Below are 14,756 nucleotides of genomic sequence, written 5' to 3'. Positions count from 1 at the left end.
GTCCCGCCCGTCTTTTAAGGACGGGCGGGACGCCCATCCCACAATAACAATTAAAATTATAAGTTATTTAATTCGCGATCCTTAGACACTATCTGGGGCGATTATGGGGAGAAAGAACAGAAACAACCTATCCGAGAGCGCGCAAAACGCTATAAATGTTTCTTAACAAAGCTTACGCTTTTTTGCAGTCAGAGCTGTCTGGTGCGAACAAACGCTCAACCAAGGGCGAATCTATACGCGCTCGTGTGACCATCAGATGTATTCCCCAAAAATAGCTCGGACGATCGCTCAAAGATGAGGTACGAATTTGATGCACCTGAAAAAGGCTGAATTAAGTTGATAAATATAGCATATTATCCCGCGGGCGATCGCGAGATAACAGGCGATCGTTCGTCAAAGATCGCTCGACTTTGTAAAAAATGTTTAATGCCCCCAAGAATAATTAGATATTTACAAAAATTAGCGCAAGTTACCAGACTTTATATGCCCAAAAAAAGCGATAAATTTTAAGTAGACTGTGGCTGTTAGTTTAACAAACCCGACACTGCAGATAATTTTGTTGCGGCCGCTTAGCTGGTGTATAATTTATGACATATTGGTCAATTTTTAACTTTCCATGCCAAGCTCAAAATATGCTAGGCTAGAATGTTTCCAAAGCTTGAGATACACCATGACGTATGTATCAATCATTAGAAGAGTCAGCCATTTCAACTAACCCATCTACGGAACCGTCCTCTCTAATTCTGATTGTGGATGACGATGCCTTGATGCGTTTACAACTTCGACTGTATTTACAGAAGGAAAAATACCGAGTGGCCGAAGCTACGGATGGGTTGACAGGGCTAGCAGCTTATGAGGAAGTACATCCAGACTTGATCCTGCTAGATGCAGTGATGCCGACTATGGATGGTTTTACTTGTTGTCAAAAATTATCTGAAGTGCCAGAGAGCGATCGCCCACCTATTTTGATGATTACTAGCTTAGAAGACAAAGAATCTGTCGATCGAGCGTTTGCAGCGGGAGCGGCTGACTATATCACGAAGCCGATTCACTGGGCTGTTCTGCGACAGAGAGTACGACGGTTGATTCAGCAATTCCATTTGCAACAGCAACAAACCCTACTTTACAAACAGCTAGAAGCCGCCAATCGACAATTAAAATACCTAGCGTCAATTGACGGTTTGACTCAGATTGCCAATCGCCGTCAGTTTGACCAACAGCTAGAGGAGGAGTGGCGACGCATGACGAGGCAGCAAACTCCTTTGTCACTGATTTTGTGTGATATAGATTTGTTCAAGCCTTACAACGATACTTATGGACACCAAGCAGGGGATCTATGTTTAAAGCAAGTTGCGGCAACTCTCAATCGCAGTATTAATCGAGCTGGAGATTTAGTAGCACGTTATGGAGGTGAAGAATTTGTAGTGATTTTATCCGACACCGAGGTTGAGGGAGCCGTCCAAATCGTTAAGCAAATGCAGGATCGCATCCAAGCTTTAGCAATAGTCCATAAGAGTTCTCCGCATCATTGCATTACGCTCAGCTTCGGTATTACCAGCGTGATTCCTACCCAAGAGAGTCGGCCTGAAACTTTAATAGCTGCTGCCGATGCAGCACTTTATCAAGCCAAAGAGAAAGGTCGCAATACTTTTTGCACCAAGATTCATACAGTTAATGAATTCACCCGTTAAATCATAAGGGTAAAAACTATGCCTCTCGTCATTTGGAAGGATTACTTAATAATTGGTAGTCCAGAGATTGGCCACTACCATAAACAATTGATTGAGCAACTCAATACTTTAGTGAATCCCATGTTGGCAAACTGTGGCAAGGAAGAAATAAAAGGTATTGTAGATTTTTTAGACTTGTACACAGCACAAAAATTCGAGTTTGAAGATTTTTTTAGCCAAAGATACAAATGCCCGGTTGCATCTAACAATGCAGCGGCGCATACCAAATTTATTAAAGCACTGAGTGAAGTTAAACAAGAGCTGCAAATCAAAGGGTGGATCCTTTCGTCAGTCATTAAGCTTAATGAACAATTGCTAGATTGGTTCGTGAATCATATTAAAAAATTCGTTCGAGAACTCAACTCTTACATGAGTAAGCCTTGATTTTAGTCTTAAAGCCTAAATAAGCGGTTCTGCGACCTTCATGGAAACTGTCAGGGAAATAACGAGAGTGCCTCTACGAAGCTTTTTTATCAGAATCAGTTCATATTCAGCAAGTAGCAATTATAGAATTTTATGGGAGGGTCGATCTGAGTGCGTGATCAAAGATGGTTTGGTGCGATCGCCCTTCTCACGGCTGCAGGTTTTCTGGGCAACCATTGCAATTTGTCTCTTTTCTTTGGGGTTGATTTCCTCTTTGGCAGTATTCCCATACTAATTATTACTTATTACTTCGGCTGGGGCTGGGGAGGCTTGGCTGGTCTAATTGCAGGCAGCTATACTTATATCATTTGGCATCATCCATACGCCACGATTATTTTGGTAATGGAGACTCTGTTTGTAGGGTTTCTTTGCAAGAATCGCAAACAGCCAAATATCCTGTTATTCGATGGAATTTACTGGTTGTTAATTGGAATGCCCCTCGTTTGGCTTTTCTACGGTCAAATGATGCAGATGGATGCGAATCAGGCTATCCTCGTTATGTGCAAACAAGCAGTAAACGGCATTTTTAATGCCTTAATTGCAAGTTTAATCATTTCCTATGCGCCGATTTATCGGTGGATTAATGGTTCAAAATATATCGCTATTTGTTTACAACAAACTATTTTTCATTTATTGGTAGCTTTTGTTTTTATTCCAGGAGTGATACTATTAGTTTTTGATGGTAGGTACTTTGTTAGTCAAATCCAAACCACAGTGCAAACGGAGTTACAAACAAACGCAAAAACTATCACTAGCGCCATATCTAGATGGCATCAGCGAAATCTCTTAGCTTTGAATACATTAGCTGAAGAATCGCTCATACCTGAAGCCACCACTGCTGCTAATACAGGGATTAAATCATCCGACAAGCTACAAAAACAAATTAGCCTGATCGAGCAGTTGTTGCCAGATTTTGACCAAATTTATGCTGCCGATGAATCGGGAACAATTTTAGCGGCTTCTTCTTTTTTTAATCCAACCCGTCGGCGGTTGCTCGAAGAAAGCAGGGAACATAAATATCTGATTACCCTGGCTCAAGAGCGATCGAGACCTTGGATGACTTCTATCCACCAAGATTTATTAATGGATGAACCTCATGTAGGATTGAATGTTCCCCTGCAAGTTCAAGGTCGTTTTATTGGAGTTATCCACGGTTCATTAGGACTGAGCAAGATAAAATCTCTATACATTTTCCAGAGAAACAATCAGAAAGTTCGCATTACATTGCTAGATCAAAACAACCGAATCATTGCGAGCAATCAATCCGACCAAAAGCTTTGGACCCGTCTTGAGGAGTCAAAGAAAGGCAGCACTCGCACCTTAGAGGGAACCTTGCAGCAGTGGCTTCCTAGCAATGGCAACAATCCGATGATCCGTTGGAAAAACTCTCTGTATATAGAGGAATTTACAATTAGCTCAGAGCTGGACTGGAGAGTACGCTTAGAAATTCCAGCCGCTCCCTATGTAAAAAAATTACAAAATCGTTACAAGGCTGACTTTAGCATTCTACTCGTCATCACAATGTTGGCATTTTTGTTTGCCACGCTGGTGAGCGAACGACTGGTAAAGCCATTATCCTATTTAGCTATTGCGACTACTGACTTACCCAACAAGCTTTCAGAAGAAACATTTGAATGGAAACATAGCTCTGTTACAGAAATCAATGAGCTTGCTAGAAATTTTCAATTGATGGGAATCGTGCTCAATCAAAAATTTAGGGAGATTAAACACGCCAACGCTACATTAGAACAGCGGGTTCAAGAACGAACACAAACATTATCCAAAATCAATCTCTCTCTGAAAGCTGAAATTAAGAGACGTAAACAAGCCGAAGCTGAACTAAGAACAAGAGAGGCGGCGATACGAGCTTTATATGAAGTCTCTGCTACCAAAAATCTCAATTTTGAGCAGCGCATCCAAGCGTTGATTGACATGGGATGTCAGAATTTTGGGCTCGAAAGTGGCATCTTGGCTCGCTTGCAAGATAATCGTTATGAGGTGATGGTGGCGCGATCGCCCGATCGAGTCCTGAAACCAGGTGATGTTTTTGATATTAAGGAAACTTTGTGCTGTGAAGCTTTAGACACAAATGAACCCCTAACCATCGAACATATAGGCACCTCCAAATGGCGTTACCATCGTGCCTATATTGCCCTTGGCATGGAAGCTTATATTGGAACACGAGTGTTAGTTGCAGGCAAAGTCTACAGTACCCTCAGCTTTTCTAGTAAGTCTCCCCGTCCAGGCAGCTTTAAATCTGCCCATGTGGAATTACTGAAGCTGATGGCTCAATGGATTGGTAGTGAAATTGAACGGCATGAGGCAGAAGTCGCTCTGCAAGCGAGTGAAGAGCGGTGGGAACTCGCCCTGCGCGGTAGCAATGATGGGGTATGGGATTGGAACGTCAACACCAATGAAGTATTCTTCTCGGCTCGCTGGAAAGAGATGTTGGGCTACCAGGAGCATGAAATCCCAAATCACTTAGATGAATGGAGTAAACGAGTTCATCCCGACGATATCGGATGGGTGATGCAAGCAATTCAAGAGCACTTTCAGCGCAAAACTCCCTTTTATATTACAGAATTTCAAATGCTTTGCAAGGATGGAAGCTACAAGTGGATTTTGGCTCGAGGGCAAGCGCTTTCGGATGAAGCGGGCAGAGTTGTGCGTATGACTGGTTCTCACAGCGATATTACCAGCCGCAAACAGTTAGAGCAGGAAATTCAAGCCAGAGAGCAATTATTGAATGCTTTCTTTAAAGGAGCATCCCTAGCAGGGGTGGGGCTGTGTATCCACGATCGGCAGTTTCGATTTTTACAAATCAATGAGGCACTAGCTGAAATTAATAGCCTCTCTGTGGAGGCTCACTTAGGTAAGACAACCGATGAGATATTGAGGGAATTTGCTCCTAGTGTAAATGCACTGTTACAACAGGTTTTAACCACAGGAAAACCTTCCATAAACTTAGAAATTAGCACAGCAGTAACCAGTCAAACGGGTGCCCAGCGCTACTGGCTCGTTTCTCACTTTCCCATTTTCAAGGATGCAGAGCATCCTATAGCAGTGGGTTGCATTCTAATTGAAATTAGCGATCGCAAACGAGCCGAAGCGGAACTGCAACAAATGAGTGCGGCGCTAGAAAATGCCGTGGCAGGCATTTCTCGGCTGAACCCTCAAGGATGCTATATCTCTGTCAATGTTACTTATGCTGCCATCTGTGGATATCAGCCCGAGGAAATGCTAGGGATGGAGTGGCAAAGAACCGTTCATCCTGAAGATGTTGAGAAGATGGCGGCTGCTTACGAGCAAATGTTGAGAGAGGGCAGAGTCGAAGCCGAAGCTAGGGGAATGCGAAAAAATGGCTCTAGCTTCTATAAACAAGTGGTGATGGTGTCTACTTATGACGAGCAAAATGTGTTTGTCGGGCATCACTGCTTCATGAAGGATATTAGCGATCGCAAGCAGGCAGAAGAAGCACTACAGCGACAGTTGCAAAAAGCCCTACTCCTGAAGCAAATTACCCAAGAAATTCGTCAAAGCCTCAATGCTGAGCAGATATTTGCAACGGCTGCTATTGAGATTGGGCAAACTTTTGGGGTGAGTCGCTGCTTAATTAGCACATACCAGGACAATCCACTGCCTCAGTTTCCTGTCGTTGCAGAGTATCTAGCAGTGGGATGTTCCCCCAGCGGGGAGCATGATATTTTGTCGGCCAGTCCTGCTTATACAAAACGGTTGATAGCTCAAGATGAAGCGATCGCCTCCCCGGATGTCTACTGCGAATCATTGCTCATCTGTGCTCATTCAATTTGTACCAGTCTCAAATTGAGATCGACATTAGCAGTGCGAACCTCTTACCAAGGAGAACCGAATGGTGCCATTTGTTTGCACCAGTGCGATCGCTACCGTCATTGGACTACCGATCAAATCGAGTTGCTAGAATCAGTGGCGGCTCAAGTAGGAATTGCCCTAGCTCAAGCCCAATTACTAGAGCAAGAAACTCGACAACGAGAAGAATTAACTCTGAAAAACTTTGCCCTGGAGCAAACTAGACGGGAAGCAGAAGCTGCGAACCGAGCCAAAAGTGAGTTTCTGGCGATGATGAGCCATGAAATTCGCACTCCCATGAATGCGGTTATTGGTATGACGGGATTACTGCTGGATACAGAACTCAAGGCTCAACAGCGAGACTTTATCGAGACGATTCGCAATAGTGGGGATACCCTCCTGAGTATCATCAACGACATCCTGGACTTCTCCAAAATTGAGTCGGGCAAACTGGAGCTAGAAAAGCATCCCTTGAGCTTGAGAGATTGCATAGAAGGTGCGATCGACCAACTTGCAGTTAAAGCAGATGAGAAGGATATTGAGTTGGGCTACTTCATCCAGCCCCAGACTCCTAAGTTGATTTTGGGTGATGTCACCCGTCTGCGTCAGATTCTAGTTAACTTGCTCAACAATGCGATTAAGTTTACTGAAACTGGGGAAGTTACCATTTCCGTAGAAGCCTCTCTAGTTGATTCTGACGAAACAATTTCTGAGCCAGGGAACTTGTCAGAAAGCTTGTATGAAATCCAGTTTGCCATTCAAGACACAGGCATTGGTATTGCAGCCAATCGGCTCGATCGACTGTTCAAGTCTTTTAGTCAAGTAGATGCTTCGACGACTCGGCAGTATGGAGGGACTGGTTTAGGTTTGGCGATTAGTAAGCGACTTACTGACAGGATGAACGGCACGATCTGGGTTGAAAGCCGCGGCCACGTCGGAGGAACCCCTTCACAAAAATGGCAAGCTGCTAACCTTAATCGAGTCACAATGGGTTCTACGTTCTACTTCACGATTGTGGCATCCTCTGTGGCTACTGAGTTAGCGGAACCGATGGAAATGGTATCAGAACTATCTGGCAAGCGTTTATTAATCGTGGATGACCAGCCCACGAACCGACAAATTCTGACGTTGCAAGCAGAGACTTGGGGGATGCAGAGTCTGGCTGCCCAATCGGCTGTCGAAGCGCTCAACTGGCTTGAGACTGGAGAAACCTTTGATGTGGCTATTTTAGATATGCAAATGCCACAAATGGACGGTCTCACACTTGCCTCAGCCATCCACCAGCATCCTAAGTGCCACCGTTTACCCCTAGTGTTGCTGACTTCAATGGGCTACCCAGAAGCGAGTTCTTCAGCGCTTTCCACCCACTTTGCCGCTTTGTTAAGCAAACCTATCAAACAATCCCAGCTCTATCAAATACTGCTCCATGTACTACAAGCTCAACCGAAAAAAGTTCAACAACAACTTTCTATATCTGTTCAGGATGATATGAAACTGGCCCAGAGACTCCCACTGCGAATTCTTTTAGCAGAAGATCATCTGGTAAATCAGAAGGTGGCACTGCTGCTGTTAGAACGTTTGGGATACCGGGCTGATATTGCGGCCAATGGATTAGAAGTTTTGGAAGCCCTGCACCGCCAGCCTTATGATGTAGTGCTGATGGATGTACAAATGCCAGAGATGGATGGACTAGAAGCCAGCCGTCGTATTTGCCAGGAGTGGCCGGCTGATACTCGTCCCTGGATTATTGCAATGACGGCAAATGCCATGCAGGGCGATCGCCAGGTTTGTCTTGATGCTGGCATGAATGACTATATCAGTAAACCAATTCGACTAGAGGCTCTCAACCAAGCGCTGAGTCAGTGTCCACCCAACCCGGCACCGCAGCGGGCCCAAAAGGAGGAATTAGATAGTAACAAGCCAAAAATTGATAGGCCAGCGGTTAACATTACAGAACTGCAAGCCTTCTGTAGCAGCATCGATCAAAATTCAACCGAGATTTTGAGCTTGCTAGCTAACTGCTACTTTGAGGAAGCCGTAAAGTTGCTACAAGCTATGAAATTAGCGATCGCTCAAGCGGATACTCAAACCCTAAACCAAGCGGCTCATACCCTCAAAGGCAGTAGTGCGAACCTAAGCGCGGCTCCTCTGGCCCACCTTTGTGCCACGCTAGAAGTCATCAGTACCTCTGGTGAACTCGATCGAGCCTCAACCCTATTGGCTAAAATCGAGGTTGAGTACGATCGTGTCAAGAATACTCTCCAACAAGAGCTACAAAAGAGGGAAACTAATCTATGAAAGTCAATTAAATAGGCATCTTTTGGCATCAGGACTTAGGAAACTGTCACACGGGATGCCGCAACCGGGCTATGCGATCGCACCTGCATCTGCGTGAATTAGCGTCAATCCCTTGTCCGGGGCGGTTAATACATTCTCTTTTTTTTACCGCAGATGAGGGCAGATAAACACAGATTAACGCAGATGAATTATATCAACTATGGTTGCAGCGTCCGTGATTGTTGACTGTTGACTGTTGGCAGGATTTTACAATAAGCTGTGGAGCATTTAAACCAGTAACGAGGCTAGTAGGGTGCGTCATTCGCGAACCCTTACGCTGAAACGGAAAACCTTAGATGCTGACGCACCTTACGCAAGCCCTTTAAATGCCGAACAGCTTAATGATTAATGACTAATGACTAATGACTGCTGTCGAAGCGGAATCTCGATCGCAAACTCAGTACCTTTCCCCAATTCCGAATTGCATTGTAAAACACCGCCGTGTTTCTCTACCACAATTTGGTAACTAATTGACAGTCCCAATCCAGTACCTTTGCCCACTGGCTTAGTCGTGAAAAAAGGGTCAAATATGCGTTTTCTCATAGATTCCGAAATTCCGGTACCGTTATCAGAAATCCGAATCAGCGCGCTAGGAATAGTACCGTTAAGTTGACCGACAGCAGTTGAAATTTTGATTTGAGGAACTACAGATTGACCGGCGCGCAACTTGTGCGATTCCAAAGCATCGATCGCATTCCCAATTACATTCATGAATACCTGATTCAACTGTCCAGCATAACACTCTACTCGAGGCACACTGCCGTATTCTTTCACTAGCACAATGTTTGCACTGTCCGCATTAGATTTCAGCCTGTGCTGTAAAATTAACAGCGTGCTGTCAATGCCCTCGTGAATATCAACCGCCTTCATTTGACTTTCGTCAAGACGAGAGAAATTCCTTAAAGACAGAACTATTTGACGGATGCGATCGGCTCCCACCTTCATTGACGATAGCAATTTTGGCAAATCTTCTAGCAGAAATTCTAAGTCAATATCTTCACTCAATTTGTCTATTTCAGGACTATCACCTGGATATTGCTGCTGGTAAAGTTCCAGCAAGCTCAGTAAGCTAGCAGTATATTCACTAGCGTGATTGAGATTGCCGTAAATAAAATTAACCGGATTGTTAATTTCGTGAGCAATCCCGGCTACCAGTTGCCCCAAACCAGACATTTTTTCAGTTTGAATCAATTGAGCTTGAGTCTGCTGCAAATCTTTTAAACTTTGAGCGATTTGTTCTGCTTGGCGTCGGGTTTGAGCGAGCAAATCGGCTTGTTGGATGGCTACGCCTAACTGATTGGCAATCTGAGCTAAAAAGTTAACTTCTGAACTTTCCCAACAGCGGGGCGCAGAATGCTGATATGCTGTCAGCAAACCCCAAAGTTCTTGTCCTACAAAAATCGGCGCGCTCGCATAAGCCTTCACCTGAAATTGCTCTAAAATACCGACATTACACTCCGAGTGACAAGCTTGATAGATATCGTCAACGGCTATAGTTTGATTGTTCAGATACTTGCCGCCTTGGTTTGACTGCAAATAAGTATCTTGCCAAGCCGTATTGATACCTTCCCCTACCCATTTTATCCAGCCATTTTTTACAAACTCGGCAATATATTGACCGCTAAAATCAGGATTTAAGCGATAAACCGCTATTCTATCGACTTGCATAAACTGACAAACTTCTTGAGTAGCAGTATTAAAAATCGCGTTGATATCGAGAGATTCTCGAATTTTAGCCACCACTTCAAACAGTATCCGCTGTTGCTCGGATGCCCACTGCAAATCAACTGATTGCTGCCGCGTTTTAGCCAACAAATCTGCTTGTTCTAATCCTACGCTCAACTGAATTCCAACTTGCGTAGCAAACTGAATTTCCGAAGTGTTCCAATGGCGCAAACCGCTGCACTGGTGCACGCACAGCAAACCCCAAAGTTCGCTGCCATTCATCAGCGGCATAATCACCTGAGCTCTAATTTGAAATTGAGCTAAAAGAGCAACATGGCAGTCGGAAAGTCCAGCATTTTCGATATCTGGTAGCACTTGTATCTGTCCGTGGCTATATTTTTTTGCATAGTTTTCGCTAAAGAAACGATCGCAAACTTTTACATTCATTGCCGAAGAAAAACCAGGCAAAACATCTTCGGTAATAAATTCGCCTTCATTAAAATTTAAACTAGGATCGAAGCGATAAATGCCAACTCTATCTGCCTTTAATATCCGTCGCAATTCTGTAGTTGTAGTACGAAAAATTGTATCTAAATCGAGAGATTGTCGAATCTTAGCAACTACCTCAAACAGTATTCGCTCCTGCTCTGCTGCCCGCTGCAAGTCAACTGCTTGCTGCTGAGTTTGAGCGAGCAAATCTGCTTGTTCTAAAGCGATGCTTAGCTGAGCGGAAATTTGGGTAGCAAACTTAATTTCGGAAGATTCCCAGTTGCGCGGAGTCGAACATTGGTGTACGCACAGCAACCCCCAAAGGTCGTTGCCTTTCATAATCGGTGCAACTAAAGTAGCTTTGATCTGAAATTGCTCCAAGACTTTGTGAAAGCAATCTTGCAGTCCGGCTTGTCTGATGTCAGACATGGCGTGAAATCGCCCCTGAGAGTAGAGATTGGCGTAGTTTTCTCCAAAGCAGCGATCGTCCACTTTGACTGCCATTGCTGACACAAAATTTGGCAAAACATCTTCGGCAACGAATTCGCCGTCCTTAAATTCTGATGCGGAATCGAAGCGGTAAACTGCCACTCGATCGGCATTTAAAGCCCGTCGCACTTCCTGGGACATCGTGCTAAAAATTTTGTTCAAGTCGAGGGATTTCCGCATTTTAGCCACCACTTCAAACAGCACACTCTGCTGTTGGGTCAACTGCTGTAGTTGAGCGGTGCGATTTTGCACCTGATTTTCTAAATTTGTGTTAAGTTCCTCTATTTGTTGATAGAGTTGGTAGTGGTTAATAGCATTAGAAAAGTGCGCGCCCAAAATTTGGAGCAATTCAATTTCTTCACCCTTCCATTCGCGAATTTGGGCAGTTTTTGATTCTTTCCACGCTTCAAAAGATATCCGAGATTGGGCGAGCCGCGCGTCGCTATCAAACTGTCTAGCCCAGAGAGTTTCGGTGTCAAATTCTTCTCGAAAAACGGTCAAGTAACCGAATATTTGCTGGCGGGTTCTGAGCGGTACGATTAAAATGCTGCGAATTTTGGTCGATCGAAATGCAGGTTGCAGGCTTCTCAAACTGCTAAGTTGGTACAAGTCGGGAATTGCCCAAACCTGTTGCTCGCCGGATTTAAAATATTCGTGCCAGACGCTGTATTGCTCAACCTGCGGGTATTTTGCCGAAATTGGCATCTTGGGCCCTGAGCCGCAAGTGTAGACTGTGAGTTCGCCAGTCGAGTTATCCGAATAGGGAACTAGATTCGTAACCGGGCTGCTGTCGGAAATGAATGGCGTGGCGAAAATGCACAGCCTGCCGCCGGCGGCGTCTAGTGCTGCTACCGATTCTATCAAAGCTGTTTGGAGTTCAATCGCCGGCTGGGAGTTAAGGGCTGCGGCGACGCGGTTGACTGCGGCTTCCCGTTGAGCTTTCGCCCTCGCTCGGGCGAGGAGGGTTGATTGGGTTATGGCGACGCCAAGCTGATCTGCCACCATCTGAACGCCTTGGAGTTCGTTTTCTGCCACACTCCGGGACTCGGAGTGGTGAGATACCAACAACCCCCAGAATTCTTCGCCGTGAAAAATTGGTACTACTAAGCAAGCCCTGACGCCCAGTGCAGTCAAGTATTCAGCGTGGCAGGGGTCAACTGCACGAATGTACATTTCGTCGGGCAGCAGTTGGCCGGAAACCGCCTCGCGGCGCGGACTTTGGCCTAGCTGCCCGGAATCTATATCGACGATCGATCGCACCTGTAGTTGGGCGAACAGTTCGCGGGCGTGAGGGGGAATATCGTCTGCTGGAAAATGCAAACCCAAGAGGGAGGGCAAGCGGTTGCCGTTAATTGATTCGGCAATCACTTCACCGCTACCGTCGCTATGAAATTTGTAGATTTTTACTCTGTCTGTTCCCAAGAAGGATTGAACTTCGGCTGCTGTTGCGCTGAGAATTTCGGGTAGTTCTAGAGAGTGGCGAATGCGGTTGGCAATGCGTTCGAGCAAATTTGCTCGATCGAACCTCACCTTGACATTTTCGATCTTTAATGAGTCCATTATTAATTTTTTGCTTTCCTAGCAATAACAGTAAGCGGTCCAAAAGTTTTGTGCCTGTTAAAAAATTCGGCAAGCACAGCCATTTAATAAAATATAAATATCCTGATGGCGATCGTCGATTAGTTTTGCACCTGTAGCGATCTGCCTTAAAATTGCAACTTTTCAGTGCAACTTTCCTTTTGTGTGGGATTAAAACTTTGGTACTTTAAATATAAACTTTGTAGAGCCTGCCTTGCAAGCTCTTTACCCCAACGGATTAAAATTGTCAAGTTTCAAGACTTGTAGAGTCATTCACCCGCACCGATGAAGGTTAGGAATGAGAATTAAATAACTTCCACAAGTTTGTGGGATGGGCTCTTATAGCCCGTCTTTTAAGGACGGGCTATAAGAGCCCATCCCACAATAACAATTAAAATTATAAGTTATTTAATTCGCGATCCTTAACTCAGAAACTGGGTTTCTACGTCTAGGATTGGATCGGCTGCTAGTCGGCTCGGAGAACAGTCGATCGACAATCCGCAGCTTTTTGAGATATTTTTAGATCAAAAAAAAGCTCCTGCCGTTAAGCAGGAGCCTTTTTCAACTAGACAATCAAATCAGAAATACATTCGATCGATTAGTCTAAGTCTGGCATAGCCAGCACTGGTTCATTTTCGCGATCGATACCCTTCTCAAAGCCAGCGACAGCCGCGCGAGCGCGACCAGCGTGCCACAAGTGACCGACCAAGAAGAAGAAACCCATCACAAAGTGGAAACAGGCAAGCCAAGAACGAGGAGAAGTGAAGTTAAACGAGTTAACTTCAGTCGCCACACCGCCCACAGAGTTCAAAGAACCCAAAGGAGCGTGAGTCATGTACTCAGCCGCGCGGCGAGCTTGCCAAGGCTGAATGTCATTCTTGATTTTGTTCAAGTCCAAACCGTTAGTACCGCGCAAGGGTTCCAACCAAGGGCCTTGGAAATCCCAGAAACGCATCGTTTCACCGCCGAAAATGATTTCGCCAGTAGGAGAGCGCATCAGGTATTTACCCAGACCGGTGGGGCCTTGTGCAGAACCGACGTTAGCACCCAAGCGTTGGTCGCGGATCAGGAAGGTCAAAGCTTGCGCTTGAGAAGCTTCCGGGCCCGTCGGGCCGTAGAATTCGCTGGGGTAAGCAGTGTTGTTGAACCAGACAAAGCAGCAAGCGATGAAGCCCATCAGGGACAAAGCACCCAAGCTGTAAGACAGGTAAGCTTCGCCAGACCAGATTAAGGCGCGGCGAGCCCAGCCGAAAGGCTTGGTCAAAATGTGCCAAACACCGCCAGCGATACAAATCAGGCCGAGCCAGATGTGACCGCCGATGATGTCTTCCATGTTGTTGACGCTGACAATCCAGCCTTCGCCACCAAAAGGAGAGCGCACCAAGTAGCCAAAAATCACAGCCGGGTTCAGGGTGGGGTTCGTGATAATACGCACGTCGCCGCCGCCCGGAGCCCAAGTGTCATAGACACCGCCGAAGAACATGGCCTTAGCAACCAGCAGCAAGCAACCGCCACCCAACAAAATTAGGTGATAGCCGATGATGTTGGTCATCTGGTTCTTATCTTTCCAGTCGTAGCCGAAGAACGAAGAGTATTCTTCGAGAACTTCCGGGCCGCGAACGGCGTGATAAATGCCGCCCAAACCGAGAACTGCAGATGAAATTAAGTGAAGAACCCCGACTACGAAGAACGGGAAGATATCAGTGACTTCGCCGCCAGGGCCTACGCCCCAACCCAAAGTAGCGACGTGGGGCATCAAAATTAAGCCCTGTTCGTACATGGGCTTTTCTGGGATAAAGTGAGCGACTTCAAACAAAGTCATTGCACCGGCCCAGAACACGATCAAGCCAGCGTGAGCGACGTGGGCGCCCAGCAGTTTGCCGGAGAGATTGATCAAACGAGCGTTGCCAGACCACCAAGCGAACCCGGAGGATTCTTGGTCGCGACCGCTTGCGTAGGAATTAGAGAGCGTTACCACCCGGTAGAACCTCCAACGATTTTAGATTTTGGATTTTGGGTTTTTTGTTCCCTAGTAGGGCGCGGGAGTACCGCGCCTGCGCCAGGGAGTAGGGATTTGGATTTCAGATTAATTTAAAAAAACTAAATGAATATGAAATCCAAATCCTGATTTTTTTAAAGTGCGTTACCGCGAGGCAGAACTTCTTCAGGGAAGATGAAGTTTTCGTGGGGTTGGTCTGTCGGAGCCATCCAAGCACG

5 protein-coding genes are annotated in these 14,756 nt (G+C 45.6%); 3 read left to right on the top strand and 2 right to left on the bottom strand.

Features of this window, described 5'->3' with window-relative positions; translation table 11 throughout:
- Positions 1 to 677: 677 nt before the first annotated feature.
- The 3 genes from QUA50_RS27585 (at position 678) to QUA50_RS27575 (ending at position 8,279) form a co-directional block, all read left to right on the top strand.
- Positions 678 to 1,691, top strand: a complete 1,014-nt coding sequence (locus QUA50_RS27585; protein ID WP_333268411.1) for a diguanylate cyclase — start codon at positions 678 to 680, stop codon at positions 1,689 to 1,691.
- An 18-nt stretch (positions 1,692 to 1,709) separates the two neighbouring features.
- Positions 1,710 to 2,114, top strand: a complete 405-nt coding sequence (locus QUA50_RS27580) for a hemerythrin domain-containing protein (RefSeq protein WP_333268409.1) — start codon at positions 1,710 to 1,712, stop codon at positions 2,112 to 2,114.
- A 150-nt stretch (positions 2,115 to 2,264) separates the two neighbouring features.
- A complete protein-coding gene (locus tag QUA50_RS27575) occupies positions 2,265 to 8,279 on the top strand; it encodes a response regulator (protein WP_333268407.1) in 6,015 nt (2,004 codons plus the stop codon).
- Between the two features lie 384 nt (positions 8,280 to 8,663).
- Here the strand turns inward: QUA50_RS27575 and QUA50_RS27570 are convergent, their stop codons facing one another.
- Entirely contained in the window at positions 8,664 to 12,521 is a 3,858-nt protein-coding gene (locus QUA50_RS27570; protein ID WP_333268404.1) for a GAF domain-containing protein, read from the bottom strand.
- 616 nt (positions 12,522 to 13,137) lie between these two features.
- On the bottom strand, positions 13,138 to 14,517 hold the full coding sequence (psbC, locus tag QUA50_RS27565) for a photosystem II reaction center protein CP43 (protein WP_333057369.1): 1,380 nt from the start codon (positions 14,515 to 14,517) through the stop codon (positions 13,138 to 13,140).
- Positions 14,518 to 14,756: the final 239 nt, after the last annotated feature.

This window comes from Microcoleus sp. M2_D5 (genome assembly GCF_036701935.1).
In the GTDB taxonomy this organism is placed as follows: Bacteria; Cyanobacteriota; Cyanobacteriia; order Cyanobacteriales; family Microcoleaceae; genus Microcoleus.
Note: the sequence above shows the minus strand (reverse complement) of the source record. Positions and strands in the feature narration are given on the sequence as shown.

Coding starts and splice junctions, on each gene's coding strand:
- QUA50_RS27585 (WP_333268411.1), top strand. CDS start 678: ATGTATCAATCATTAGAAGAGTCAGCCATTTCAACTAACCCATCTACG.
- QUA50_RS27580 (WP_333268409.1), top strand. CDS start 1,710: ATGCCTCTCGTCATTTGGAAGGATTACTTAATAATTGGTAGTCCAGAG.
- QUA50_RS27570 (WP_333268404.1), bottom strand. CDS start 12,521: ATGGACTCATTAAAGATCGAAAATGTCAAGGTGAGGTTCGATCGAGCA.